This is a genomic window from Lysinibacillus sp. C5.1, assembly GCF_016350185.1.
Lineage (GTDB): Bacteria > Bacillota > Bacilli > Bacillales_A > Planococcaceae > Lysinibacillus > Lysinibacillus sphaericus.
On the sequence record NZ_CP066226.1, the window covers coordinates 1856932 to 1883931 of the forward strand.

General features: G+C 37.5%; 25 protein-coding genes. 18 read left to right on the forward strand and 7 right to left on the reverse strand.

The genetic code is table 11. From position 1 onward, the window contains the following. Positions 1–79: 79 nt before the first annotated feature. Positions 80–754 carry a phosphopantothenoylcysteine decarboxylase domain-containing protein gene (locus tag I5435_RS08740; RefSeq protein WP_337983607.1) on the forward strand — a complete coding sequence of 225 codons (675 nt, stop codon included), beginning with the start codon at positions 80–82 and terminating at the stop codon, positions 752–754. A gap of 389 nt (positions 755–1143) precedes the next feature. Continuing rightward, positions 1144–1299, forward strand: coding sequence for a YezD family protein (locus I5435_RS08745; RefSeq protein ID WP_080653350.1), 156 nt, complete (start codon positions 1144–1146; stop codon positions 1297–1299). A 110-nt stretch (positions 1300–1409) separates the two neighbouring features. On the opposite strand, the gene I5435_RS08750 is transcribed toward I5435_RS08745, so the two are convergent. Together I5435_RS08750 and I5435_RS08755 are read right to left on the reverse strand one after the other, a co-directional pair. Further along, positions 1410–1826 carry a YhfM domain-containing protein gene (locus I5435_RS08750; protein ID WP_337983608.1) on the reverse strand — a complete coding sequence of 139 codons (417 nt, stop codon included), beginning with the start codon at positions 1824–1826 and terminating at the stop codon, positions 1410–1412. Positions 1827–1936: 110 nt separating this feature from the next. Continuing rightward, on the reverse strand, positions 1937–2425 hold the full coding sequence (locus I5435_RS08755; RefSeq protein WP_025219215.1) for a flavin reductase family protein: 489 nt from the start codon (positions 2423–2425) through the stop codon (positions 1937–1939). 276 nt (positions 2426–2701) lie between these two features. Between I5435_RS08755 and I5435_RS08760 the strand changes: the two genes are divergently transcribed. Then, a complete protein-coding gene (locus I5435_RS08760; protein ID WP_337983609.1) occupies positions 2702–3235 on the forward strand; it encodes a hypothetical protein in 534 nt (177 codons plus the stop codon). Between the two features lie 239 nt (positions 3236–3474). Here I5435_RS08760 and I5435_RS08765 read toward each other — a convergent pair whose 3' ends face one another. Both I5435_RS08765 and I5435_RS08770 read right to left on the reverse strand, forming a co-directional pair. After that, positions 3475–4632, reverse strand: coding sequence for an ABC transporter ATP-binding protein (locus I5435_RS08765; protein ID WP_337983610.1), 1158 nt, complete (start codon positions 4630–4632; stop codon positions 3475–3477). A gap of 104 nt (positions 4633–4736) precedes the next feature. Beyond that, positions 4737–5636: a PucR family transcriptional regulator gene (locus I5435_RS08770; protein WP_337983611.1), complete on the reverse strand. Its 900-nt coding sequence runs from the start codon at positions 5634–5636 to the stop codon at positions 4737–4739. 393 nt (positions 5637–6029) lie between these two features. On the opposite strand from I5435_RS08770, the gene I5435_RS08775 reads away from it, so the two are divergent. From I5435_RS08775 to I5435_RS08815, 9 genes are all read left to right on the forward strand, one after another. Next, complete coding sequence (locus I5435_RS08775) at positions 6030–6941, forward strand: dihydrodipicolinate synthase family protein (protein ID WP_229389366.1); 912 nt, start codon at positions 6030–6032, stop codon at positions 6939–6941. Positions 6942–7087: 146 nt separating this feature from the next. Next, entirely contained in the window at positions 7088–8485 is a 1398-nt protein-coding gene (locus tag I5435_RS08780; protein ID WP_025219220.1) for an ABC transporter substrate-binding protein, read from the forward strand. A 69-nt stretch (positions 8486–8554) separates the two neighbouring features. Beyond that, a complete protein-coding gene (locus I5435_RS08785; RefSeq protein ID WP_337983612.1) occupies positions 8555–9439 on the forward strand; it encodes a carbohydrate ABC transporter permease in 885 nt (294 codons plus the stop codon). Positions 9440–9451: 12 nt separating this feature from the next. Continuing rightward, positions 9452–10291 carry a carbohydrate ABC transporter permease gene (locus tag I5435_RS08790; protein ID WP_108030521.1) on the forward strand — a complete coding sequence of 280 codons (840 nt, stop codon included), beginning with the start codon at positions 9452–9454 and terminating at the stop codon, positions 10289–10291. A gap of 26 nt (positions 10292–10317) precedes the next feature. Then, positions 10318–11007 carry an N-acetylmannosamine-6-phosphate 2-epimerase gene (locus I5435_RS08795; RefSeq protein WP_024363467.1) on the forward strand — a complete coding sequence of 230 codons (690 nt, stop codon included), beginning with the start codon at positions 10318–10320 and terminating at the stop codon, positions 11005–11007. Between the two features lie 47 nt (positions 11008–11054). After that, on the forward strand, positions 11055–11939 hold the full coding sequence (locus I5435_RS08800; RefSeq protein ID WP_024363468.1) for an ROK family protein: 885 nt from the start codon (positions 11055–11057) through the stop codon (positions 11937–11939). A 16-nt stretch (positions 11940–11955) separates the two neighbouring features. After that, positions 11956–12810: a MurR/RpiR family transcriptional regulator gene (locus I5435_RS08805; RefSeq protein WP_025219222.1), complete on the forward strand. Its 855-nt coding sequence runs from the start codon at positions 11956–11958 to the stop codon at positions 12808–12810. Between the two features lie 53 nt (positions 12811–12863). Continuing rightward, a complete protein-coding gene (nagA, locus tag I5435_RS08810; protein ID WP_337983613.1) occupies positions 12864–14057 on the forward strand; it encodes an N-acetylglucosamine-6-phosphate deacetylase in 1194 nt (397 codons plus the stop codon). A 305-nt stretch (positions 14058–14362) separates the two neighbouring features. Then, positions 14363–15511, forward strand: coding sequence for a cyclically-permuted mutarotase family protein (locus I5435_RS08815; protein WP_337983614.1), 1149 nt, complete (start codon positions 14363–14365; stop codon positions 15509–15511). Between the two features lie 249 nt (positions 15512–15760). Here the strand turns inward: I5435_RS08815 and I5435_RS08820 are convergent, their stop codons facing one another. Then, on the reverse strand, positions 15761–17227 hold the full coding sequence (locus tag I5435_RS08820; RefSeq protein ID WP_337983615.1) for an amidase: 1467 nt from the start codon (positions 17225–17227) through the stop codon (positions 15761–15763). Positions 17228–17351: 124 nt separating this feature from the next. Between I5435_RS08820 and I5435_RS08825 the strand changes: the two genes are divergently transcribed. Then, positions 17352–18095: a response regulator transcription factor gene (locus I5435_RS08825; protein ID WP_233433799.1), complete on the forward strand. Its 744-nt coding sequence runs from the start codon at positions 17352–17354 to the stop codon at positions 18093–18095. A gap of 338 nt (positions 18096–18433) precedes the next feature. Next, a complete protein-coding gene (locus tag I5435_RS08830) occupies positions 18434–19219 on the forward strand; it encodes a VOC family protein (protein ID WP_337983616.1) in 786 nt (261 codons plus the stop codon). A gap of 65 nt (positions 19220–19284) precedes the next feature. On the opposite strand, the gene I5435_RS08835 is transcribed toward I5435_RS08830, so the two are convergent. Next, complete coding sequence (locus I5435_RS08835) at positions 19285–19485, reverse strand: cold-shock protein (RefSeq protein ID WP_004269397.1); 201 nt, start codon at positions 19483–19485, stop codon at positions 19285–19287. Between the two features lie 215 nt (positions 19486–19700). On the opposite strand from I5435_RS08835, the gene I5435_RS08840 reads away from it, so the two are divergent. From I5435_RS08840 to I5435_RS08855, 4 genes are all read left to right on the forward strand, one after another. After that, positions 19701–21380, forward strand: coding sequence for a formate--tetrahydrofolate ligase (locus tag I5435_RS08840; protein ID WP_337983617.1), 1680 nt, complete (start codon positions 19701–19703; stop codon positions 21378–21380). Positions 21381–22204: 824 nt separating this feature from the next. Further along, positions 22205–22825, forward strand: a complete 621-nt coding sequence (locus I5435_RS08845; protein ID WP_024363477.1) for an HD domain-containing protein — start codon at positions 22205–22207, stop codon at positions 22823–22825. After that, entirely contained in the window at positions 22825–24711 is a 1887-nt protein-coding gene (locus tag I5435_RS08850; RefSeq protein WP_024363478.1) for an ABC-F family ATP-binding cassette domain-containing protein, read from the forward strand. The genes I5435_RS08845 and I5435_RS08850 overlap by 1 nt, the downstream gene beginning before the upstream one ends. 12 nt (positions 24712–24723) lie before the next feature. After that, positions 24724–25848, forward strand: a complete 1125-nt coding sequence (locus tag I5435_RS08855; RefSeq protein WP_024363479.1) for a conserved virulence factor C family protein — start codon at positions 24724–24726, stop codon at positions 25846–25848. A gap of 137 nt (positions 25849–25985) precedes the next feature. On the opposite strand, the gene I5435_RS08860 is transcribed toward I5435_RS08855, so the two are convergent. After that, positions 25986–26945 (reverse strand): alpha/beta hydrolase, encoded by a 960-nt coding sequence (locus tag I5435_RS08860; protein WP_024363480.1) that lies wholly within the window; start codon positions 26943–26945, stop codon positions 25986–25988. Positions 26946–27000: the final 55 nt, after the last annotated feature.

Here is a 27000-nt window from a genome sequence, read left to right on the forward strand (position 1 = left end):
TTTTAACTTTTTACGTTAAAATAGAACATGAAGAAAGCTTAGTATTTCATGATAGTTTGAAAAGAAAAGGTGAGTGTGAGTGGGGACATTACAAGGAAAAACCGTACTCATTACAAGTGGGGGAACACTTGAAAAATGGGATCGTGTGCGCGGGCATACGAATTTATCGAAGGGGACGATGGGCTGCTATTTGGCTGAAGCAGCATTAGAAGCTGGGGCAGATGTTATCTATATGCATGGCTATTTTGCACAACTTCCAGTTAACCAAGATAAAATGCGTACTGTACGCTTTGAGGGGATTGAAGATTTAGGTGACAAGGTTCGCCATGCGGTACAGGAAGGACAAGTAGATATCGTGATCATGGCAGCGGCCGGCTCTGATTGGGTAATTGATAAAGTTTACGATCAATCGGGCAATCTCATGGAAGGTGCGGGTAAAATGCCGTCAGACGAGCCTCCTATTATTCACTTTAAAAAAGCACCGAAAGTGTTAGGACAAATAAAGGGCTGGCAACCGAATGTCACGTTAGTAGGCTTTAAGCTAGAGGCAACAGAGGATGAACAGTTCTTACTATCGCGTGCACGTCTTCGTATGGAAACGGCGAACGCACAATGCATGGTTGCCAATAGCTCGCAATCGCTGTACGGTGGTCAAGAGCCTCATTGGATTGTACCTGCACAAGGTGATCCCATCAAAGTAATTGGCAAACAAGAAACGGCAAAAGTATTGATAAATTACTTACAAAATGTATAACAACAAACTGTGTAGAAGATGAAATTCTGCACAGTTTTTTTGTTGTCATACATCATTCCGTTCCAAAATATGAATAAAGTAAAGGTGATTTACCACTTGCCACTACCACTATCGATGAAATAAGTTATTAAAAATATGGAATTGTAAGGGAAAAATGAAACTTTTTACTTAATTACAAAGTATTCAGCTAGGTTTTGTAATATTTATATTGACAATAGGTTTTCTGAATTATAGAATTATTTCCAAGAAACGTAGTACTGATGCTAGGAGAGATGTTCAAACGCTCTTTGGCAAAATTCAGTGCAATTTTTAGAGATAAGAGAACAAACCAATCATCTTGATGTTTGAATGTTTTTATACAAAAAGTGAAAAAAGAAGGGGTGTATCGTATGTCTCAACTGTCTAAGATTGATGATAAAAAATTAGAAGTGATTGCGAAGGCCATTCAAAATTTAGAATTTGGTGAAGTGCAAATTACCATTCAAGATGGTGTGATTGTACAAATTAATCGACTTGAAAAGCAAAGATTTCCACAGAAAAAGTAAAGTGTTATTAGAATGGGAATAATTAACAAAAGACTACCTTAAAAGCGCCCTTTGACGCCACATAGGTAGTCTTACACTAAAAACCGCTAACGAACTCAATAAATGTTTCTTTATTTGACATATACTAGTTTACTGTCTGTTAATGCTTCGAACAAAGTGTTAGAATCCTTTTCGTTCAAATGAACATATTGCTGTTCACCTTGTACGACCTCTAGTGTGTTTTTGTTTGGAGCAATCCAAACGGCATAAGTGATGGCTTTTGCGTTGGTATTGGAATTAACAAATTGAAATATAAACTCATAGTCTGGCAATCTTGCCATATCGACTTTTCGTTTCTCCCAGTCAGCATGATGTAGTATTCGTTTAACCGCTTTTACCTCTTTGGAATGGGTAATTTCCTTGAAATCCTCATAAGCTCCGTCTTCTGCCATTTTTTGAACTTCAATTTTTTGTTTTTCTAAGCTTGTACAACCTGCAATAATGAAAACGAATAATAAAGGGACAAGTATATTTCTATAATCGGGCATGATAATCGTTTCACTCCTTTTACATTCATAATAATGCGATGAGCAGCGATTTTAAAACGTTAAAAAAAGGTATCTCAAAGGGGAAATTTGAAATACCTACTTAAACCAGATTATTCGTAAAAGCTCGTTGGAATTTGTCCAAGATGTCTACGGTGATAGAGCAAAGGTTCCTTCTGTCTATTATCAATTTGTAAAACTTGCCCAATAAAAATCGTATGGTCACCTGCATCAATTTTATTATATGTTTCGCATTGTAGCGTAGCTAACGTATCATGCAAAATAGGTAAACCATGTGCAGAAGTAGACCAATGAACTTGCGCAAATCTGTCAGCGATTTTACTTGAAAATACCGTACATAAATGTGTTTGCTCATGCGCTAAAATATTGACCGCAAATTTTTCTGTAGTACTAAAAAATGGATGTAGTTGTGATTTTTTGTCCAATGACCATAGAATGAGAAGCGGATCTATGGAAACCGATGCAAAGGAATTGACCGTTAAGCCAATCGGTTCATTTAGATTATTGCAAGCTGTAACAACTGTGACACCTGTTGGATAATTCCCTAATGCCTGTTTAAATGCAGTTACTTTGTCCGTCATACACATCACCTCTTGTTATGTTATGGAGAAATCCGTTTGTTTGTTCTTGTAGCATTTTCTTCGTTCTATTATGGATAAGCCTACAAAATAATCTAGCAACTGTAAAGCGTGATTCAATCAATTATTTTAAAACAATTCATTGAAAGGATTTTTTAATTTCTGATGGGGTATCTGGGCTTCTACGTTATTCTATCTTTAGTCATTTGTTTCAGTAGCAGTTATTGCTAGATGGAGATATTAAAGGGACAGATTAAATGAATGTGAGGTAAATATATAATGGGAATCGTAACAATTAACGAATTTATTGTAAAAAGAACTATAAACGATTTGGAAGATGCGGTAAATAATCCTGATAAGTACACGATAAGCATAAATGATAACTGGGATGAATTTGTTTCTTTTATCAATAATAATCGGAGTAAATATATAGAAGACGGCCTTCTTACACTTGATGGGGGGTTATCTATTAAAAAATATAATAAAGAGATTTTAGGTGTTCGATATTGGGATTATCTTCCAGAGCTATGGGCATATATTTTAAATGTTATTGAAGAATACTTAGAAGAAGGAATTGGGAAATGTTATTTTCCCGATCAACCAGTTAGAATTCAATTAAAGCAATTAAAAAATAAAAAAATACAATTTTTATTTGATAACGACGATCATGTGTTAGAATTTGAACAAAAAATGTTATTAGGAATCTTTTTGAATCGTGCTGAAGTCTTTTTTAATGTTCTTGTAAAAGAACTTGATTTGACTGGATACAGCTACCAAATTGAAAAAATTCAAAAATTAAAAATCCGTATATAAATCAATTTAAAAGCATTGGATTATGACAAGAGAGAAAAGTAGTTAAGATTAAAAATAAAGTATTGATATTAATATAATTTATAAAGTAGAACCGATAAAAATCGGTTCTACAGTCTTTTTTCATTTCAAATAAGAATAGACCGTGGAATGCACCGCCGTAGCAAACAGCAATGACCGTGTAAAAAGTGTTAGATTGATTGCGCCCAATCTAACACTTTTTTGGTTATTAGTCGCCTTTTTTAGTTTACAACAAGTGGTGTTTCATTGCCCTCATTGTCTTCGTTATGTTTGTTATCACCTGGAATAATTCGGTTTTCAGTGTCTTTATCGAAGAAGTGGACTTTGTTCATATCGAGTGCTAGTGGGATAACTTGACCAGGTTTAACATTGGCATGTGAATCCACACGTGCAATAAATTGCTGCCCTTCGACCTGTGAATAGAGCATGATTTCAGCCCCCATTAATTCCGCCACTTCAATCGTTACCTCGATTCTAGACCCTGGCGATGATTCAATAAACGCCTGTTCATCGTGGAAATCTTCTGGACGTATGCCCATTATAATTTCTTTATGGTTGTAGCCTTGCGCTAGTAAGTATTTCATTCTTTCTTGTGGAATAGTAATAGAAGTACTGCCAATGTTGAGTTTGCCATCGGTAAGCGTACCCGTAAAGAAGTTCATGGCAGGGGAGCCGATAAAACCGCCAACAAAAACATTTTTAGGTTGCTCATAAACTTCTTTTGGTGCTCCTACTTGCTGAATAATACCATCTTTCATAACAACGAGGCGCGTTGCCATCGTCATAGCTTCCGTTTGGTCATGGGTAACATAGATCGTTGTTGTTTGTAGGCGTTGATGAAGTTTAGTAATTTCTGCACGCATTTGAACGCGTAGCTTGGCATCTAAGTTCGATAAAGGCTCATCCATTAAAAATACTTTCGCATCCCGAACAATGGCACGTCCCAATGCCACACGTTGCCGTTGACCGCCCGAAAGTGCTTTCGGTTTACGATTTAAATATTCCTCAAGACCTAGAATGCGTGCGGCTTCGTTGACACGACGGTTAATTTCATCTTTCGGTAATTTGCGCAGTTTTAATCCAAATGCCATATTTTCATATACGCTCATATGTGGGTAAAGGGCGTAGTTTTGGAATACCATGGCGATATCACGATCTTTTGGTGCAACATCATTCATGCGTTTTCCATCAATGATTAAATCTCCCTGAGAAATTTCTTCGAGACCCGCGACCATACGTAATGTGGTAGATTTACCACAACCTGAAGGACCTACGAAAACAATGAATTCCTTATCTTCAATGTCCAAATTAAAATCTTTTACTGCCGTGACATTTTTATCATAGATTTTATAAATATGTTGTAATTTTAGTTCTGCCATTTGGTTCATCTCCCTTGTAATGGTTTTTTAGAGTATAAGAGAAAATTATGCAAAATGTATATGTATACATTACACAAAATATCATTGGGCACATTGAACAACTATTAATAATTTTCTGATTTTAGCAACAACATAGCGAGTGAAACAAATGCGGCATTGGCAAAGGATCGAATATCGATTCCTGTATTTTCTATAAACTTATCCAATCGATACTGTAGGCTATTGCGATGAATATAAAGTTTTTTTGCAGTCGAAGACGCGTTTAAATTACATTGTAAAAAGACTTGAATTGTATCAAGCATCTCCTCCCCTTGCATACTTTCAACAAACAAATTGGAAAGTATGTTTTTGTTAACGAGTGATGGAGCATGAATGAGTAGTAAAGGCAATGCTTCGTGAAATGTGAGTGATTTTTCACGATCAGCGAATCGATGGATCGCTTTGAAACATTGGTATTCATAGCTAAACTTTTCTTTTACGAATAAATCAGCTTGATGCAGTTGACCGATATAACTATAAATTTTAACAAAAAAATCACTTGTTAATGTATCACTTAGTTGGCTAAATGCCTCTTTATCAAAAACGACTTGGGGCTTTTCATCTACGATAATGCCATGTGTATCGTCCATCATAAGTATTACCGGTTGCTGAAATCCTCCTGTAATGGCCTCTTTAAAATTATGTAAATCATCAATTGGTTGTTTGAGATAGAAATAGCAAAAACGCAAAGTCTTTACATCTTGTAAAAAGGGTAGCTCTTTTCCATCGTTGTTTAAAAAATCATACCATTTTTGTTGAACGCTAGAGTTATTTTGCCCATTCATCGTATTGTCTATGGGAAGAAATAAAGTCAGTAAAAGATTACGTTCGGCATCTGAAAGGGCTGTTTTGACGATGCCGAATTTACAATTATCCTCTGTTATAAACCAATATTTACTGTTGTCTTGTGCATTATAGGTAGTTGTAAAGGCAGTCTGAAAATAATTTTCTAATTTCTTAAGCATTGGTTTCTCCTTTTTAGACTGATTGTAAACAATCGTATCTCCATCTGTAAAACAATTTAAATACTTCTAGACATCAAGTAGGCTAGTCTGAAGCCTTTTATATCGGTCCTTTTAAATAGATTTCGGTCATGTCTATAAGGGGTAGTTTTTTATTATTGTTTACGAAGGTGGAATTTTTCTCCGTAAATTAAAAAAATAAAGAAAATTATTTACAACTTTTTTGACTTGTTATAATATTACTTGTAAGCGTTAACAGAAATGTTTGGCGTTTAAAAAACGCAAGAGGTTAATGCCATGCTTTATCATTTCGAAAATAGGGCATTAAACCATGCTATTTTCGTGGTGTTTTGTCAACGGACAATGATATAAAAACTTTTTAGGTGGTGTTCAAAGGTGAATTTAGAAAAATATAAAGGAATCATTCCTGCTTTTTATGCTTGTTATGATGAGCTAGGAGAAATATCTGAAAGTAGAACGAAAGAATTGTGTAACTATTTATACAAAAAAGGTGTTAAAGGGCTTTACGTTGGTGGAAGTTCAGGAGAATGTATTTATCACAGCTTAGAAGAAAGAAAAGCGACCCTAAAATATGTGGCACACCAACTAAAAGGGAAGCTTACATTAATCGCACATGTGGGGGCACCATCAACAAGGGATAGTGTAATTTTAGCAAAATATGCAGAAGAATTAGGCTATGATGCTGTCTCGGCCATTCCACCTATTTACTTTAAATTTTCAGAAAGTTCGGTTTATAAGTATTGGACGGAAATTATGGATGCAACGACAATGCCATTTATTATTTACAATATCCCACAAACGACAGGTTTTGACCTTTCACTCAATCTCTTTAAAAAACTAATAGAAAATGAAAAAGTGATAGGGGTAAAAAATTCTTCTATGCCTGTTATGGATATTGAAAGATTTAAGGCTACTGCCGGTGACAATTTTATCGTCTTTAATGGGCCTGATGAGCAATACGTTTCAGGCAGAATAATCGGTGCTGATAGCGGAATTGGTGGAACATATGCCGTAATGCCTGAGCTATTTTTAATGGCAGAAAAATTTGTGTCAGCAGGGGATTTCGCGAATGCTAGAAAAATTCAACATGATATTAATGATATTATCGTTGCTTTATGTTCGTTAAATGGTTCTCTATATTCCACGATTAAAGAAATTTTAAAACAAAACGGGGTTCATATAGGCAGTGTCAGAGCTCCATTAGAGCCGGTATCGGGTGACGATTTAAATAAAATCGCTAGTATTAAAGCGTTAATCGACAACGCCATCCAAAAGTATAAAGGGTAGTCCACTTGAAAAGGTCAACCGTTAGTAATAAAGGTTGTCGATAATTACAAGTGTAATTTCACATAGGGGAGGACACAAGCTAATAAAAAGCTTGTCTTTCATATAGGCAATTTTATTTTAATGACATTCATAAGGGGGAGTCGTTTATGTTTCAAAGGCGTTATTTCGCAACTGCAATAGCAATCTTGTTTGTACTTTCAGTGCTAGCAGGATGTACAAGTAATTCTACTGATAGTTCAAAATCTAGCTCTAGTTCATCTGATGTGGTAGAGCTAAAAGTATGGTTAACTCCGCAATGGAAAGGGGTTTTAGATGCTTCTGAAAATGGAGCAGATTATGATAGCTTCTTCAAACATGCAGGGGAGCGTTTCGCTGCTGAGTATAAGGAGCATAACGTTAAGGTGAATGTAGAGGTAATTGCAGGGGAGCAACGAGATGAGCTATTAAATGTCAATCTGAATGGTGGAACACCTCCAGATGTGTTCTTTGAAAGTGTATTTGCCATGGGAGACTACGCGCATAGAGGAGCATTAGTACCATTAAATGATATTGTGGATGAGGAATCAAAAAAAGATATTGCTCAAGGTTATTGGGACAGTGTGACATTTGGTGAAGATGTGTACTTCTTCCCGTTCTCGCATAACCCAGGTACTTTAGCTTACAATGCGGACATGTTTAAAGCTGCAGGACTTGACGAGTACATTGGTGGAGAGTATGAAATTAAAACTTGGACACTAGCTGACTATGAAAACATATTAAACAAGTTAAAGTCCGATATACCGAAAGATCAATATTCCAATGCGTACCCTATGGGATTATATGCGTTAAATAATCAAGGTGATACTTGGAATCTTGCTTATTTAAGAATGTTTGGCAATCCATTTTTTGATAACAACGGCAATTTAATCATTGATGATGCTAACGGTGTGAAAGCAGCCAATTGGTTAAAGAAAATTTACGATGATGGCTTAACAAATCCAGGGGTAGAATCCGTTTCTTCAAATGACGTGAATGCGATGTTCCAAAATCAACAGCTTGCAATTAGTTTTACTAACGCAATATTATTCAATAACGCAAAGGCTGATATGGAAAGTGGAAAAGCGCCTAAGTTTGATATAAGACTAGCAAACATTCCTTCTGAAAGTGGCGATCCATTATCGTTCACGTATGTAACGGGTGCAACTGTATTTGACACAAAAGATGAAACGAGAATAAAAGTTAGTAAAGATTTTGTGAAATTTATTTCCACAGATGCTGAACTTGTCAAGGCTTCTAAAAATGGTGTACCTGTTAGAACATCAGTTGCCAACGAGTTCAAATCTGAAAAGCCTTATTTCGAGGCGTATTCTGCTAACGACCCTTACATGTTTAACTTCACAGGTAACGTACCGGGCTACAGCCAATTAAGACAAGTTTTATATCCAGAACTACAAGCACTATACACGGGTGGAAAAACGGCGGAGCAGGCTGTGAAAGATTATGAAACAAAAGGCAATGAGGTAATTGAAGAATCAAAAGCAGATTCTGTAATTTATAAAAAATAGCATGGCGTGTATATAACTTTACAACAATTTAAGCCCCTAGATGCTGGGGCTTAAATTGTAGAAAGGTAAATGATAGCGATGAAAATCAATAAAAAATCGTTTAAAGAAAATATGACAGGTTACTTGTTTATCGCACCTCAAATTTTACTTTTTCTTATATTTTTAGTTTACCCTATTATAGAAGGAATCCGTTTAAGTTTATTTAAAATAAATTATCAAGATGAAGTGTTTGTTGGTTTTGCTAACTATAAAAAATTATTTAGTGATACTGTATTCGTTCAGTCTACAATCAACACCGTTATTTTTGTAGTATGTATTGTCGCGCTGACGGTGTTTTTTGCCCTGTTTGTTGCCTCTACTGTATTTGATAAAAATGCGAAATATGTGTCTTTTATACAAGGTGCATATTATATTCCGGTAATGGTCTCGGCGGTTGTTATGAGTATGATATGGAGCTTTTTGCTAAACCCTGCAAATGGACTTATTCCTTTTATAGCAAGAAAAATGGAACTAGCCTCCGTCAACTTTTTAGGGGATACGAATTGGGTATTACCAGTCATTATTTTCGTTACATTTGCGACAAATGTGGGGCAGGCCATTATCCTTTATATTGCCTCTATGATTGGGGTGCAAAAGGAACTTTTTGAAGCGGCTGAAGTCGATGGTGCAAGTCGCATGAAAATCATATTCAAAATCATTATTCCAATGGTTAAACCGACGACGATTTACATTATTATTATGAATATTATCGCAGTACTTAAAATATTTGTCGTTATTCAGTTATTAACAGGTGGAGGGCCAAACAACGCCTCTACGACACTCATGTATTACTTATACAATAATGCATTTAAGTATAATCAGCTTGGTATTGCTTCTGCAGTAGGTGTAATTATGTTCCTCATTACATTAGTGTTATCTACGCCACAGCTAAGAACAATGCTCAAGAAGAATTAGAGGTGAACGAGTATGCGAAGAAAGAACAACAAGAGGAAAAGAGAAAAAATAGAAATCATAACAAATTGCATTGTACTATTTTTTGCCGGTTTAAGTCTTTTCCCGCTCTATTGGCTTGTGACAAGTTCCTTTAAGAACAGTGCGGATGTAGTAAAAATGCCACCAGATTGGTTTCCAAAAAGCTTAAACTTTAGTAACTATGTAGATGTATTTAACAATCAGCCAGCTTTTATATGGACTTATAATAGTTTGTTTGTAGCTTTAATGTCCACATTTGCTTTAATTGTTGTTAGTTCACTTGCGGCCTATGCCTTTTCTCAATTGAAATTTAAAGGGAAAAACATCATTTTCATTATTTTTATTTCAAGTTTAATGATACCTAAAGAGGTTATGATTGTTCCGCTATTTAGAATTATTCAAGATATGAATATGGTCAATACATTAAGTGGTATGATTTGGCCTAATGTCGCAACAGCCTTCGGGGTATTTTTACTAAAAGGATTTTTTGATACTATTCCAGATTCATTAAGAGAAGCGGCCAAAATCGATGGCGCAAGCGAATTCCGTATATTTTTTAAGATTATGTTGCCATTAGTTAAACCGGGTATAGGTGCTTTATTTATTCTTAACTTTGTGCAAGTTTGGAACGACTATTTATGGCAACTTGTTGTTGGGCAAGACGTTCATTCCAAAACATTAATGGTAGGAATCGCAACCTTAATGCAAGATTTAAATCCTAACTTTGCTTATAAGATGGCTGGTGCTACTGTAGCAGCAATTCCGATGTTACTGATATTTATTTTCTTCCAGAAGTACTTTACAAAAGGAATAACGATTGGAGCAGATAAGTAAATGTTTATCCATGGAGATGTATGCAAATGAATAAAAAACAAAAAGTATTTGACGGTATTAAAAGACAACTGATTGTTTCATGTCAGGCACTTCCAGAAGAACCTCTTCACAGCCCTTTTATTATGGGGAAAATGGCTTATGCGGCGATGCTTGGGGGAGCTAAGGGCATTCGGGCAAATAGTATTGAAGATATTAGAGAAATTAAGCGTATGGTTGAACTGCCGATTATTGGTATTATAAAAAAGACGTGTGAAGGGTCCGACGTAGTAATAACACCTACTGCTCATGAGATTGAATTGCTTTATCAGGAGGGGGTAGATATCATTGCGCTAGATGCCACGAAAAGGATACGACCTGATGGCACCACTATCAGCGAATGTTTCCCTAAAATTAGGGAAACATTTAAAGACCAAATTTTTATGGCTGATTGCTCCACGTATGAAGAAGCAAAAGTGGCCTATGAACTTGGGTTTGATTGCTTAGGTACAACATTAAGTGGTTATACGGAATATACAAATGATAAAAAATTGCCGGATACAGAGTTAATTAAAAGATTAGTCCAAAGTTTTCCGATTCCTGTTATTGCAGAAGGTGGTATTTGGACTCCAGACGAATTGAAACGCGTTTTTGATTTAGGTGTTCATACAGCAGTGATCGGTACAGCAATCACTAGACCGATGGAAATTACGAAAAGATTCGTTCAGGCTATACAATAGTGAAGATTGCTAGACGAAGAAGAATAGTGTTTTAAAGGATGATGCAAGTGAAAATATTAGCCGCTGATATTGGTGGAACATCGATAAAAGTAGGGATCGCAGATTATAATGGACGCTTAGAAGTATTTAAAGAATATGATACGGAAAGTAACAAAGGCGGAAAGTATTTAGTTGAAAAACTAATTAAGATAATCCATGAGTTTCAAGGCTTTCAAGCAATAGGCATTAGTACGGCAGGTCAGGTTAATAGTGCAGATGGTTCTATTATTTATGCTAATGATAATATTCCAAACTATACGGGAACTAAATTAAAGGAAATTCTCGAGAGGCATTTTAAAGTGCCTGTTAAAGTTGAAAATGATGTCAATGCAGCTGCCCTAGGGGAAAAGCATTTTGGTGCAGCACAGAACTATCATGATTTTATTTGTTTAACTTATGGTACAGGTATTGGTGGTGCCATTATCATAGACTCTAAAATTTATAAAGGGCATAATGGCTTAGCAGCAGAATTTGGGCACGTGATTACGCATCCTTTCGGTAATAAGTGTAACTGTGGTAAGCAAGGATGTTATGAAACGTACGCTTCGACAACGGCTTTAATAAAAAAAGCACAGCAAATAAACGCTGACTTTATAAATGGTAGAGTCATTTTCGAAAGAATGCATCAGGGAGAAAAGAGCTTAGAAAAGGTTTTTCAAGATTGGATAGTAGAAGTAGCATTAGGGTTAACTTCCTTCATTCACATTTTTAATCCTCAAGCGATTATAATAGGTGGTGGTGTTATGGAGCAAGATCATCTTGTTGAGATTATAGCACATCAAGTGAAAGCGTTAACGATGGAGAGTTTCACAGATGTTAAAATTATGCAAGCCTCACTTGGAAATAAAGCCGGCGTTTTAGGTGCTGTGTCACTTCATTTACGAGGCGATTAATAGAAGGAGTATTAAAATGGCAAAACAAGATATATTTTCACTTATTCATTCGAGATACAATTCTTTTACTAACACGGAAAAAAAGGTAGCTGATTATATTCTCGAAAATATTAAAGATGTTATTTACATGTCGATTACCGATTTGGCTGATGCGTGTCATGTAGGAGAATCAAGTGTATTTCGATTTTGTAAAACGATGGATTTAAAAGGCTATCAGGAGTTTAAAATTATGCTAGCTCATAGCATTTCTCTCGATAATGAAACCCCGCAACTATCTAGTGCCATTACGATGCAAGATACAATTGCGGAACTATCGTCGAAGGTTTTATCTTCAAACGTTCAAGCGCTAACGGAAACCTTTAATTTACTATCGGAACAGGATATTGCACTAGCTGTTGAGTGCATGATTAATGCCCAAAGAATTCACTTCTTTGGCGTCGGCTCGTCCTTAATGACAGCAATGGAGGCCAAAAACAAGTTTATGAGAATTACGAATAAAACCGAGTGTTCGCTCGATTCACATCTGCAAATTATGTCTGCTGCTTTAATGACAAAGCAAGACGTAGCTGTGCTTATATCTTATTCGGGTTCAACGAAGGATACAATTGAAGTAGCAAAAGTAGCAAAAGAACGAGGGGCAAAAATTATTTCAATCACGAGATTTGCCAAGTCTCCTTTAACAAGTTTTTCTGATATTACATTGCTTTGCGGCGCGAATGAAGGGCCACTTCAAGGGGGCAGTTTATCTGCAAAAATATCACAGCTCTATCTTTTAGATTTACTCTATTTAGAATACTTTAAGAAAACAAATAAGGACTCCGTTCATAACAAAGAACTGACTGCACAAGCGGTTATAGAGAAGATGTTATAAAGGCAGACAAAATATTCGGACAAGTAAATTGATTGGTGGGGAGAGTGAGGTTGATGGAACAATCAATTGTTTTAACGAATGCCAAAATATATGCAGAAAATGGCATTATTGATGATGGATTTATAAAGATGACGGGTATGAACATTGAAGCTATAGGATGGATGCACAATTATAGAACGGATGAGCAAGCGGTTATCATTGATTTACAGGGACATAACGTAATACCTGGCCTCATTGATATTCATATTCACGGTACGTCTGGTGCTGATGTAATGGATGGAGAAATTGCATCGCTGGAAACAATTGTCGAAGCATTGCCCCAGGAAGGGACAACGAGTTTTTTAGCGACGACAATGACACAATCGGACGACCATATTTCACAGGCGTTAAAAAACGCAGCAAATTTTATAAAAAATCATCAACAACCAGGTCAGGCAGAGGTGCTAGGGGTTCATTTAGAAGGGCCATTTGTGAACCCTAGCATGGCAGGGGCTCAACCAGTGGATTTTATCGTGCTGCCAGAAATCTCGCTATTTGAAAAATGGCAAAAGCTAGCTGAAGGAACCATTAAACTAGTTACGTTGGCTCCTGAGCAAAAAGGGGGCTTGGAACTAATCCAGTATTTGAAACAACATGGTGTTGTCATCTCAATCGGCCATTCGAATGCGACATTTGCGCAAGTCCAAAAGGCAATGGCTGCGGGGGCTACGCAAGTAACGCATTTATTTAATCAAATGAAAGGATTGCATCACCGAGAGCCGGGCGTCGCGGGGGCTGCTTTGTTGCTGGAAGAATTATATGCTGAGTTAATTGTAGATGGCATTCATGTATGTCCTGAAATGATTCAGTTAGCATATCAAAGTAAAAAAAGTGAGAAGCTCATTTTAATTACAGATTCCATGCGTGCAAAATGTTTACAAAATGGCAATTATGATTTAGGCGGTCAGTTGGTCATCGTGAAAGATGGTACGGCTGAATTACAAAATGGCACATTAGCGGGCAGTGTGTTAAAACTTGATGATGCAATGAAAAACATGCTGCATTACTGTGATGACTGTACACTGGAAGATGTTATTAACATGACGTCAAGAAATCCTGCAAAGCAGTTAAATATTAGTCATCGAAAAGGAAGTATTGCAGTAGGGAAGGATGCAGATATAGTAGTTTTAGACGATCATTACGAGGTACTAATGACTTTTTGTAGAGGTGTCCTATCTTATCAAAAAGAACTATCAAAGGATGACTAGCATTGGTTTATTTAAGGAGTTTTGTTGTCGAAGAAGCTAATTGTTTTCTTAAATACTAGTAAGTATCGTTTCAACATAGATTTTGTTACGATGTCCGTCGTTTAATATAAACGCTATTTTCACCTCTTTTCTTATCGTTTTCCTTCAAAAGAATAATCTTTTTCACGCTTAAATATTCGGAATATTTTGAATTTTTATAGGGCTATTTAGAAATAAAAGCAATCCCCCAAAGGAGGTGATTTGCGCACTATTTTTTATATCCATAATAAGAAATTTATATTTCCAAATGAAGAGGAGGCGAACGTATGAAAAAATTTTTGGTAGTAGCTATGGCATCAATGCTGGTTTTAGGTGTTGGTGTGGCAAATAAAAAAGTAGAAGCTTCTAGGGACGGAGAATCAGTGGACAGAATAACATGGGAATATGCAGGAGAACTTGAGGCACAAAAAGGATTTGACAAGAATATTGGAACAGCTGGCGTCTTAGCTGGCTCTTATAAAGATTATTTAATCGTAGGAGGAGGTGCTAATTTCCCTTATGATACAGTTTTAAATGGAGGGGCAAAGAAACATTACTCCGATGTCTATGTCTATAAAAAAGATAACAACAAGTTAACGCTGGTAGAGCATACGAACCTTAATCATGAGATTGGTTATGGAGCGTCTATCACGACAGAAAAGGGAATCTATTATATTGGTGGCAGTCCTGACAAAGAATATGCAGATGATATCACATTATTGACGGTTGACCAAAATCAAAAATTGAAAGTAGAGAAAATAGGGGATTTGCCATTTACATTTAGTGATGGGATAGCGGCTGAAAAGAATGGTAAATTGTATATTGGACTTGGTAAGCAAAATGCAAAAGAAAGTAATAAATTATATGAATATGATTTAAAAACATTGAAAATAAAAGAGCTAGCTTCGATACCAGGGGAAAGTGTTCGAAACCAAAGTGTGGCCCAAATATTAAATGGAAACCTTTATGTATTTAGTGGTGGCGGATCTGTTGCCTATACAGATGGTTACCAATATAATATTGAAAAAAATCAATGGTCCAAAGCCTCCTCTGTAAAACTGGATGACAAAGAGCTATCTTTACTTGGCGCTAATTCAGTCAAATTAAATAACAATGAAATGATGGTCATTGGCGGTTTCAATAAAGAAGTTTATGATGATGCAGTAAAAAATTTAGGGACATTAAAAGATGATGAACTTTTGGCATTTAGAACAAAATACTTTACTGCAGACCCTTATGAATTTAAGTGGAATAAAGATGTACTCATCTATAATGCGCAAGAAGATACTTGGCGTTCTGTAGGAAAAGTCCCATTTGATGCACCTTGTGGTGAGGGCTTAGTGTTAATGGATAGCAACATTTATTCTATAAATGGAGAAATTAAACCAGGGGTAAGAACAAACGCAATTTATGCGGGTACACTATTGTTCGATTAAGAACAAACGGCTGCGTGTTGCTCATACTTTGAGGGAATGATTGTGTGAATCATTCCCTTTTTTGGGTGGTAACAATGTCTTCAATAATTTCGCCTTCAACAAATGAAGGGATATCTAAGCCAAGTACATGATAAATCGTTGGTGCAAATACCCGTTGTCTCCTATTTCAAACGTTTGACTTAATAGAATGTCCAATGTCGATAAACAAGAAAAAGGAGGTGCAAGCATGAATCTTGCACCTCCTTTTTCTTACTTTCTAGCAATTTCTGCAACTTCAGTACCTACATGTACGGGTGGAAGACGGTCTTTCCATGGAACCGCTTCCTCTAATTGTTTCCCAAGCTGAAGCAGAGTTAGCTCATCTGCGAAGCGCCCTGTAAATTGGAGTCCGATTGGTAAGCCTGACGCACTCATCGCAAGTGGCAATGATATCGATGGTTGACCTGTTGCATTAAACAAGTTTGTGAACGGTGCGTATGTGAAAATTTGTTCTGTCCATTCAATTGCTGAAATAGTTGGATTATTGGCATTTAGCTCCCCGATTTTGGCTGGTAAAGTGGCGATTGTTGGACTTAATAGCACATCATAATCCACAAAGAATGTTCCAACTTGGCGTGACACAAGTGCATTGGTATGGATGGCTTCTAATAGTGCACTAGCTTTTAACTCTTTGCCATATTCATAACACTGCCAAATGGCTGCTTCAATATGATCGCGTGAAGGTGTTTTCCCAGTTAATGCGGCAGCACCTTCAATCATTTTATAAATATTCGCTGTCCAAATATTGACCGTTGCACTGGAAAAGGTTGCTTGGTCATAAACTGGTCGTGCTTCAACTACTTCATGCCCTAACTGTTCTAATAATTTAACCGTCTTATGAACGGCCTCAATACATTCCATATCGACGGATACACCAGAATTAGTTGCTGTAGTCCAGGCGATTTTTAGTGGTCTTCCCTTTTGTAGTATCGCTTTACTATAGGGCATTTCTGGGCTTTGTATAACCGAGTAGCAACCTAAGTCTGGCCCTGCTACTTGATCCAGTAAAGTAGCGGTATCACGAATGGTTTTAGTAAGGGCAAATTCAATGGCTAGTCCATTTAATGCTTCGCTATTGTAAGGGCCCATCGGTACGCGGCCACGTGAGGGCTTTAAACCGATGACACCACTGCATGATGCGGGAATACGAAGTGATCCACCACCATCATTACCATGTGCGATAGGGACAATGCCGCTAGCAACAGCAGCAGATGCTCCACCACTTGAACCTCCTGGGCTATGGTCTAGATTCCATGGGTTACGAGTAGGGCCGTAAACGACAGCTTCTGTTGCAGCATTATAACCGAATTCCGGTGTTGTCGTTGTACCACTTAATACAAAACCTGCGTTTTTAAAACGTTTCATTAATTCACTGTCAACGGACATCACCGCCTTTTCTGCCATACGACTGCCCATACTATGTGGCACATCCTCTGCATGAATGACAAGTTCTTTAATTAAAAAGGGGACACCTGCAAATGGTTGTTGTTCATGTAAAGTTGATATTGCTTTTTCAGCCTGTTCCTCTAATACGCTAACAACGGCATTAATCGAAGCGTTCACTTTGTCAATTCCTTGTAGCGCTAATGTTGTAAGTTCTTGCGGTGTCACCTGCTTTGTTTTTACTAACTCTGCTAATCCAAGCCCATCATAGGAAGCATATTCTTGTAAATTCATCTGATCACCTCATTATTAGTTTGACTTACAAGTTTATTTTAAAATGATAAATGAAAAAGTAACATTACCCAAAAGGATAAAATTGATTTAAAGAGAATATATGTGTTTAAAAGAGAGAATAGAGGTGATTATAATATTTTTTGAAATAAAAGAGGTGAACTATTTACTAGAAGCAATGGTTAGAATTTCAAATATTAATTTGCAACAAACAAGTGAAGATTTTAAATTGAATGTTTTGCAAGTATTAAGTGAATGTTGTCACTACGAGCATGCTATATTCTGGGAAGTGATAGATGACGAGTTAACTAATCAACCAGTGTGTTTTAATGTAGAAGCGTATACAGTGGAAAATTATTTAAATGTATATAAATTTTATGATCCTTTACATCCGATGAATATGCAAAACCAGCCTGATATTCAATTAATGCAACAAAACGAAGTGATATCAAGAAAGAATAAGCGTTATTATATAGAAAGCTTTTTACAATACCATGATTTTATAGATGAAATGGTGATGTATTTGACTATACAACATAAGCCATCCGCGGCAATTGGCTTTTTACGCAAAAAGGGGGAAAAGCCCTTTACCGAACAGGATCGACAAAAGCTATTAGTTGTGAAGCGCTTGATTGAAAATAGTTATTTATTACATCAATACGTTCAGCCAGCACAATCATTGCAAATTACCCAACGTGAAAAGGAACTGTTACGCTATTTATGTAAAGGGTTTAAAAATGCAGAAATTGCTAGTATTTTATATGTCAGTGAAAATACGGTGAAGAAGCATCTGCAAAATTTATATCGGAAATTTCAAGTCACTTCCCGAACGCAGCTCGTGTTAAAATATGCTGACAACTTTCGTATATAAAATGATGTACAAAACGTAATCCTTACGTTAAACAAATATTAACTACTCGCCTTATACATCCCATAAAAAATGACCAATAGCAGTGTTGTATGTTAAGTAAGAACACTGGCATTGGTCATTTTTTTATAGTCTATTTTTTCAATTACAATCCTCTTAAGCAGCTACAAACTTCGCAAAATCTTAAAACAAAATCCATTGTAGGCCTTGAATGACATCATTTAAAATAGTTTCATAGTATAGAGAAAGTACTATAACTATTTAAATATTTTTAATTTTAATTTAAACCAACAAAACTAACTGGTAAAGTATATAATGAAAGGACAAAAGGAGGTAGAAGTATGACTTTGTATTTTGATCATTTAGTTCATCAAGTTCAGTCACCAGAAAATATGAAAGTCTTTTTAAATAAACGTCATATCCATACCGTGAATGGTGGGCAACACACAATGTGGGGGACATATAATACGTTAAGCTATTTTGGATTAAGCTATATTGAACAAATAGCAGTATACGATCATGCACTATTTGAGGAAGCGGCTAAATTACCGTATTCTCTGCATTATACGTTCAAACAGAACAATGAGCGCTATGGTTTTTCAAGAATTGCTTTACGTACAACAAATATAGAGCAAGAGGCACAACGATTAAGTGCTCTTGGTTTCGATGTTTATGGACCAGATGCTTGTAGTCGAACGAGACCAGATGGATCAGTTGTGCATTGGAAACTATTGCATTTTGGGAAAGTAGGGCAAGCAATTGATTTTCCATTTTTTATTGAGTGGGCTGATGGAGATGAGGAGCGCTATGCGCAGTTAATAGCCAGTGGGGCGATAACAACATCACAAACGATTTCAATGGAATCTGTGCAATTTTATGTGCAAGATGCACAGGCAACAGCAAAGTTATGGCATGAAGTATTACAATTACCGGAGCCAGTTGTACATTCCGAGTTTATTGCCTTACATTTGCCAAATATTCGTTTAGATTTCTATGAAGAAGCTGCTGCTACAAAAATGATGCTTGGACATAAAAGTGAAGGGCCTTTCGGAGTGACATTGAAGGATACTGATCGAACAAAGGAAACATTAATGTTTCCTTCGGCATTTTATTGGCTTAACCCTTAGAGATGTTTAAAGTAGGACCGTTTATAAATAAGGAGCTGTTCAGTTGTTGAACAGCTCCTTGTACCTTATAATTTCACAACATTGGATGCTTGCGGACCGCGATTGCCTTCCACTACATCAAATGAAACCTTTTGCCCTTCTTCAAGTGTACGGAAGCCTTCCTCTTGTATGCCCGTAAAATGTACAAATACATCTTCTCCATCATCACATTCAATAAAGCCATAACCTTTTTCGTTATTGAACCACTTTACGATTCCTTGTTGCATAAGCATTCGCCTCCAATGCGCTTGAATGTAAAATACTATCAATTAAATCGTGACATAATTGAAAAAATATGAAAAATTGCATTTTCTCTTAGAACATACATGAATTCATTAGAGATGTCAATTGATTGTCGAAATATTGCATAACTAACTGTGTATTCTTTCACAATAAAGTCTATAATGGAGTTGAATCATATATAGAGAAAGTAGGGTTCCATATGACAACGAAAAATCAACCTTTATCAGATTTAGAAATTGCTAGCCAAGCGGTAATGAAGCCAATTATAGACATCGCCAAAGCGGCCGGCATTCCAGAGGATGCATTAGAACAATACGGTCGCTACAAAGCTAAAATCGATCCTTTAAAAATAACAGCTCATGGTGAGGATGCAAAGGTGGTATTAGTGACCGCCATTAGTCCAACGCCAGCTGGTGAAGGAAAATCAACAGTTACGGTTGGGTTAGCAGATGCCCTTCATCAATTAAAGAAAAATGTTGTTGTTGCATTGCGTGAGCCTTCCCTAGGCCCAGTAATGGGTGTCAAAGGGGGCGCAACGGGTGGTGGCTATGCACAAGTTGTACCGATGGAGGATATTAACCTACATTTTACTGGTGACTTACACGCCATCACAACAGCGAACAATGCGCTGTCAGCATTTATTGATAATCATATCCATCAAGGGAATGCTTTAAACATAGATCCTCGTCGTATCATTTGGAAACGTGTGATGGACATGAATGACCGTGCGCTTCGAAAAGTGGTGATCGGTCTTGGTGGACCAGTACAAGGGATGCCACGTGAGAATGGCTTTGATATTACAGTTGCCTCTGAAATTATGGCGGTATTTTGTTTGGCAACTAGCATAGATGATTTGCGTGAGCGTTTAGCAAGCATCGTGATTGGTTATACATTTGATCGTGAGCCAGTATTTGTGCGCGATTTACAAGTACAAGGCGCACTCACATTACTATTAAAAGATGCGTTCAAACCAAACTTAGTGCAAACATTAGAAGGGACACCTGCTATTATTCATGGCGGCCCATTTGCCAATATCGCACATGGCTGTAACTCCATTATGGCAACACAAACAGCACGTAAGCTAGCTGATATCGTCGTAACAGAAGCGGGCTTCGGTTCCGATTTAGGCGCTGAGAAGTTCATGAACATTAAAGCACGTAAAGCAGGTTTTAAACCAAGTGCGGTAGTAATTGTAGCAACCATTCGTGCATTGAAAATGCATGGCGGAGTAGCGAAAACAGCACTTGTTGGAGAAAACGTGCCTGCCCTGTTACAAGGCATCGAAAATTTAGCGAAACATGTGGAGACGATTCGTACATTTGGTGTTGAACCAATTATCGCGTTAAACCGTTTTATTACAGACACAGAAGCAGAACTAGAAGCCGTGCTAAACTGGTGTCAAGAAAATCATGTGCGCATTGCCCGTACAAATGTCTGGGAAGAGGGCGGCAAAGGTGGATTAGCCTTAGCAGAACAAGTAATATCTGTGTTAGATGAAGAAAATAATTTCTCTCCTTTATATGATGTAACCGAATCAATTGAAGAAAAAGTACGTACTATTGTGCAGAAAGTTTACGGCGGGAAAGATGTCCAATTTACAGACCAAGCGAAAAAACAAATGGCGCAAATCGAAAAATTTGGTTGGGATACGTTGCCGATATGTATGGCCAAAACACAATATTCGTTATCTGACCAACCAAGTTTACTAGGGCGTCCTGAAGGCTTTACCGTAACGATTCGTGAAGTCATTCCAAAGCTTGGTGCAGGATTTTTAGTTTGCTTAACAGGCGATATAATGACAATGCCTGGTTTACCTAAACAGCCAGCTGCCCTACGTATGGATGTTGATCGTGAAGGACATGCGGTCGGGTTGTTTTAATTAAATATCGCGGGTAAAAGTAGTTGTTTCGCGGGTAAAGTTTAAAAAAACGCGGATAAAATACCTCAATTCGCGGGTAAAAGCATTCACAATATAAAAGCTGCCAACATCTCAATAAGATGGGCAGCTTTTATTGTTCCTTCAGCGGGAGGGTATTACATGCAGTCAATTTCTTTCCTACTTCCTTCGTAACGTATTACTTCCTTTTTACCTAAAATGAACTTCGGAAAAATGTTGCCTAAATGAATTATCGATCCTTGTTAGCACGACTCCAATGATGCGGCATTTCGCAAAATGATCACATAGTGGATGATACATGAATCATTAAAGGTAGGCGTTACGTTCCAATCTACTCAGGTACGAATAGTAGAAGGTAACATCGTTTAATGAAGAATCCATCATACCTTGCTACATTTGGTAAAAGCCTTCGTGGTCGTGCAAACAAAACTAACTGGTTGTTCACAAATTTTTGTATTGTACATGTACTATGCGGGTTGACAAACTTGAAAATAAGGGAAAATGTTCACTTTTATTGAAGATGATCGGTTACACTATACGCATTTCATCATTCTGTCAAACAGTATTCAATTGTAAGCCCGCTGAAGTTATTTAAGCTAGTAAAACACATAGTTTTTTGTACGCTACGCAAATTGTGAGTATACAGAACAATAGAGGTTGTTCTGTATGTTTATTTTACAATAGTCTGAATAATTAATCAATTGATATGTATTTTTTATTTGTTTTTCTCTAGAAAAGGCTACATCGTTACCAACTTCCGATAGCAATACAGTATAATAGGCAAAGAGGAAGGACTGAGAATGGATATGAATGATTTAAAAAACAAGGTACGTGGTATCTATGAGCAATTTGATGCGAGTCATGATTTTCAACATATTGAGCGCGTTTATGAAAATGCGGTAGCGATTTTACATACAGAACCAGATGCAGATGCAGAGGTTGTGAAAATGGCGGTGCTTTTGCATGATGTGAGTGATAAAAAGTATACAGATAGCAAAGAACAAGAAGAACAGCTTATTAATGAATTGCCGATTAGTGATGCAAAAAAACAACATATTCGTGATTGCATCGCACAAGTGTCGTTTAATGGGGGCAATGAACTGAAAGCCACTTCACTTGAAGCGAAAATTGTGCGTGATGCTGATCGTTTGGATGCCATTGGCGCAATCGGCATTGCACGGACATTTGCTTATGGTGGTGCCAAAGGTCGTAAACTCTACGATGATACAGAAGAAGCACGTACAACAATGACCGAGGAAGATTATCGAAGTAAAAATACATCTTCTGTAACCCATTTTTATGAGAAGCTTTTATTATTGAAAGATTTAATGACGACTGATAAAGGCAAGCAAATGGCAAATGAACGCCATCAATTTATGGTCAGCTTTTTACAGCAATTACAGAACGAAAGAGATGGAAAAGCATAATGAGTCATTTAATCGTACAAAATTTAACGAAGACAGTGGGCGATAAAACGCTCTTTCAAAATATCGAATTTACAATTTATGAAGGGGAGCGTGCGGGTCTCATCGGCATTAATGGTACAGGGAAATCTACGTTGCTGTCCATTTTAGCTGGTCAAATCGAAGCGGATGCAATTGCCATTGATCGTCCGAATAAATATCGTATAGCGTATTTACCCCAAGAACCAACATTTAATAGTGGTGAAACGGTACTACAAGCCGTGTTTGCAGGCGATTCGCCCGTTTTACAACTGAACCGACAATATGAAGAAACTGTGGCTGCGCTTGCGATGAACCCAACGTCAGAAAGTTTACAAAAAACATTGTTTAGCTTACAGCAACGTATGGATGAGGAGCAAGCTTGGGATGTCAATGCCCTTGCGAAAACCGCGCTGACAAAGCTTGGCATTGAAATGTTTGATAAAGAAGTGTTAACCCTTTCAGGTGGTCAACAAAAACGTGTCGCTTTAGCAAAAGTGTTAATTGAGCCAGCAGACCTTTATTTATTGGACGAGCCGACCAACCATTTAGATGTACAGTCCACAGAATGGTTGCAGGAAATGGTATTGCGCTTAAAAGGTGCTGTTATTTTCATTACCCATGATCGTTATTTCTTAGATGAATTATCAACCCATATATATGAAATTGCCGACCAAACGCTATATCGACATACAGGCAACTATGGAGACTTTTTAGAGGCTCGTGCGATTCGTGAGGAAATGGCCGCGGCTTCAGCCCAAAAAGATCGCAATCGTTATCGTTCGGAGTTAAAATGGATTCGTCGCGGTGCAAAGGCGCGCTCCACAAAGCAAAAAGCTCGTATTCAGCGTTTCGAACAATTGGAAGACAACTTAGAACGCAAGTCAGATGATGTGTCACTGGAATTGGGCTTAGCGACAACACGCCTTGGACGCAAAGTATTAGAGGCTGAAAATATATCAAAGGCTTTTGGTGCACAAAAAATCGTTGAGCATTTTACGTTTTTACTGCAACAAGGCGATCGTATTGGTATTATCGGTGCCAATGGCGTTGGTAAATCCACTTTACTTAATATGCTAGCTGGCGAACTTTCACCGGATAAGGGAGAGATTCATGTCGGTTCTACCGTCAAACTTGCCCATTTTAAACAAACGTTACCGAAAATGAATGAAAATGAGCGCATGATTGAATATATTCGTGAAGCATCAAATGACATCACCGATGCAGAAGGTGTACGCTATTCCGCTGCTCAAATGTTGGAGCGCTTTTTATTCCCACTGCATGCACACGGTACACCAATCGGTAAATTATCCGGTGGAGAACGGAAGCGACTGCACTTATTAAGACTTTTAATGGAACAACCAAATGTCTTGTTATTGGATGAGCCGACAAATGATTTAGATATTGAAACGCTAGGAGTATTAGAAGACTTTATCGAACATTTCCCAGGCGTTGTCATCACCATTTCCCACGATCGCTTCTTCCTTGATCGTATAGCTAAAAAGCTATGGATATTAGACGGGCAAGGACATGTCGATGAGTCGCTTGATATTTATAGCGATTATTTACAAAAGCGTGAGCAGGAAACATCTGTCAAGGTAGAAGCACCAAAAGTGGAGAAACAAAAGATTGATAAGCCAAAATCTGACAAGAAAAAACTGTCGTTTAAAGAACAAAAAGAATGGGAAACCATTGCAGATGAGATCGAAAAAACAGAGACAACGATTATGGAAACCGAGGCAGGGATTGCAAACGCTGGCGCTGATTTTACTAAATTGCAGGAGTTAACGGCGAAATTAGATGAACTAAATGCACATTATGAGCATCTCATTGAAAGATGGTCGTACTTAGATGAAATCGTAAACGGATAAGGAGTGTATTACATGAAAATACTTACAATTGAACCGACACCAAGTCCTAATTCAATGAAGATTATCGTCGATACGGAGTTACCGTTTGGCAAAAGCTTTAACTTTACAAAGGACAACAAAGACGAAGCGACAGGAGAAGCGGCAGCTATTTTAGCCATAGAAGGGGTTAAAGGCGTCTATCATGTAGCGGACTTCTTTGCAGTCGAACGTAATGCAAAGTACGGCTGGGAAAGTATTTTATCGAGCATTCGACAAGTATTGGGGGAAGATGTAGCGGAGGCTAGCGACATCCAAATTGCCAATGAATTTTTCGGTGAAGTTTATGTCCATGTCCAGTTCTACAAGCAAGTGCCGTTACAAGTAAAAGTATTTGACAATCAGCGAGAATACCGTGTGAGCTGTGGTGATCGTTTTGTCGATGCATTTAATAACATTATTGCTACTGATGTCGATGAAAACTACATCTTCCAACGTAAATGGATTGACTATGGCGTTCGTTATGGTGAGCTTGAGGAAATTGCGGAAGCGGTCAAACAGGAAATCGATGTGACCTATTCTGTACAACGTTTAGCTGATATTGTTGCAACGGCGAATGATACAGAAAAGACCAATCAAAAACCAGCTAAGTTAAAAATAACGGTGGAACAGTTCCAACAGCCTGAATGGGAAAAACGTTTCCAATTACTTGATCAAATGGCAGATCCCGAGCTTGATGATTTACCACTTTTAGATTTAGCGTTGCAAGATGAGCAAATGTCCATCCGTCGTTTGGCAACGGTCTACTTAGGCATGATTGAAGATGTAGCAGTAGTACCATACTTGGAAAAAGCATTGCGTGATAAAAGTGCTGCGGTGCGCCGTACGGCAGGAGACTGTATGAGTGACCTAGGCTTTGTGGAGTTTGAAGAGGCAATGCAACAAGCATTACAAGATAAAAATAAACTTGTCCGCTGGCGCGCAGCAATGTACCTATATGAAGTAGGAACAGAGCAATCTTTACAAGCGTTAAAGGCAGTCGAAGATGACAAAGAATTTGAAGTAAAACTTCAAGTGAAAATGGCGATTGCCCGTATTGAGCAAGGAGAAGAAGCAAAAGGCTCAGTGTGGAAGCAAATGACCGAATCACGTCAACAATAATTGCATAAAAGTCATTACAAGAGCATCTAATTTCGATGCTCTTGTTGTATTTTTCGCTACTAGAATCAAGAGACACTAAAGCATCCGAAATCATCGATAAATTCTCCAGTATCGCTAATCAGGCGTGGAAAAGTAATTTAAGTAGTAGGTGAAGCCGCTTTTTCAAATGCTTTCTTAAAGGCATACATATAATTTTTAATTGCTCGTTGACTAATTTCTACTTGTGGGACCATGTGTTCAAAGCCATGAAAGCATCCAGGATATAGATGAAATTCGGTCGGTACACCCGCTTTTGTAAGCCTCGCAACATATTCAATAGTTTCATCACGGAATGGATCTAAATCGCCGATAAATGTATACGTAGGAGGAAGATTAGCATAATCGTCTGCATGCAGAGGAGCTGCATAAATAGGCGCTTCACTAGCATAATGAGGCCCTAAATACATTTCCCATGCACGCTGATTTTGCGGACCATTCCATACTCTAGCATCAGTAATTTCATTATTTGACGGTAAAATACAACGATTATCAATCATTGGATAAAGTGGCATTTGAAAAGCAATTTTCGGCCCTTTTCGATCCCTTGCCAACAAGGAAACCGCGGCAGTTAATCCACCTCCAGCACTTGCACCATGGACTGCAAGCCGTGTTAAATCAATCCCTAGTTCAGAAGCATTTGCCGCTAGCCATTCAAGGGCTGTATAGCAATCTTCTACACCAGCAGGGTAAGGATGTTCAGGTGCTAAGCGATAGCCAACTGAAACGACAACACAATCTAATTGAGCAACAAGCATTTGACAACTTGCATCAAACATCTCGATTGAGCCAATGATAAAACCCCCACCATGAATATATAAAATAGCAGGTACAGCGCCATATTTTTCAACTGGTTCATAAATTCGAATACGAACGTCTGGGGCCCCGTTAGGACTAGCAATAAAGCGCTCTGATATCATAACATTCTCCATTTTTACTTCGTCACCGCTAAGCATTTCATTCATCGCACCACGCGACTGTGCAATATTCTCTCTTGTTAAATGCAAATCTTCCATAGCTGATAAGAACGTTTTTAATTCAGGGTGTACTCGATTTTCCACTTGCATGCCCTCCTTATATTGAAACGATATTTTAATTGTGATTAAAATATCACAA

Excerpts from the sequence above, each read along its gene's own strand:
- I5435_RS08745 (WP_080653350.1), top strand. The coding sequence starts at position 1,144 with ATGTCTCAACTGTCTAAGATTGATGATAAAAAATTAGAAGTGATTGCG.
- I5435_RS08750 (WP_337983608.1), bottom strand. The coding sequence starts at position 1,826 with ATGCCCGATTATAGAAATATACTTGTCCCTTTATTATTCGTTTTCATT.
- I5435_RS08755 (WP_025219215.1), bottom strand. The coding sequence starts at position 2,425 with ATGACGGACAAAGTAACTGCATTTAAACAGGCATTAGGGAATTATCCA.
- I5435_RS08760 (WP_337983609.1), top strand. The coding sequence starts at position 2,702 with ATGGGAATCGTAACAATTAACGAATTTATTGTAAAAAGAACTATAAAC.
- I5435_RS08765 (WP_337983610.1), bottom strand. The coding sequence starts at position 4,632 with ATGGCAGAACTAAAATTACAACATATTTATAAAATCTATGATAAAAAT.
- I5435_RS08770 (WP_337983611.1), bottom strand. The coding sequence starts at position 5,636 with ATGCTTAAGAAATTAGAAAATTATTTTCAGACTGCCTTTACAACTACC.
- I5435_RS08780 (WP_025219220.1), top strand. The coding sequence starts at position 7,088 with ATGTTTCAAAGGCGTTATTTCGCAACTGCAATAGCAATCTTGTTTGTA.
- I5435_RS08785 (WP_337983612.1), top strand. The coding sequence starts at position 8,555 with ATGATAGCGATGAAAATCAATAAAAAATCGTTTAAAGAAAATATGACA.
- I5435_RS08790 (WP_108030521.1), top strand. The coding sequence starts at position 9,452 with ATGCGAAGAAAGAACAACAAGAGGAAAAGAGAAAAAATAGAAATCATA.
- I5435_RS08795 (WP_024363467.1), top strand. The coding sequence starts at position 10,318 with ATGAATAAAAAACAAAAAGTATTTGACGGTATTAAAAGACAACTGATT.
- I5435_RS08805 (WP_025219222.1), top strand. The coding sequence starts at position 11,956 with ATGGCAAAACAAGATATATTTTCACTTATTCATTCGAGATACAATTCT.
- nagA (WP_337983613.1), top strand. The coding sequence starts at position 12,864 with ATGGAACAATCAATTGTTTTAACGAATGCCAAAATATATGCAGAAAAT.
- I5435_RS08815 (WP_337983614.1), top strand. The coding sequence starts at position 14,363 with ATGAAAAAATTTTTGGTAGTAGCTATGGCATCAATGCTGGTTTTAGGT.
- I5435_RS08820 (WP_337983615.1), bottom strand. The coding sequence starts at position 17,227 with ATGAATTTACAAGAATATGCTTCCTATGATGGGCTTGGATTAGCAGAG.
- I5435_RS08830 (WP_337983616.1), top strand. The coding sequence starts at position 18,434 with ATGACTTTGTATTTTGATCATTTAGTTCATCAAGTTCAGTCACCAGAA.
- I5435_RS08835 (WP_004269397.1), bottom strand. The coding sequence starts at position 19,485 with ATGCAACAAGGAATCGTAAAGTGGTTCAATAACGAAAAAGGTTATGGC.
- I5435_RS08840 (WP_337983617.1), top strand. The coding sequence starts at position 19,701 with ATGACAACGAAAAATCAACCTTTATCAGATTTAGAAATTGCTAGCCAA.
- I5435_RS08845 (WP_024363477.1), top strand. The coding sequence starts at position 22,205 with ATGAATGATTTAAAAAACAAGGTACGTGGTATCTATGAGCAATTTGAT.
- I5435_RS08850 (WP_024363478.1), top strand. The coding sequence starts at position 22,825 with ATGAGTCATTTAATCGTACAAAATTTAACGAAGACAGTGGGCGATAAA.
- I5435_RS08855 (WP_024363479.1), top strand. The coding sequence starts at position 24,724 with ATGAAAATACTTACAATTGAACCGACACCAAGTCCTAATTCAATGAAG.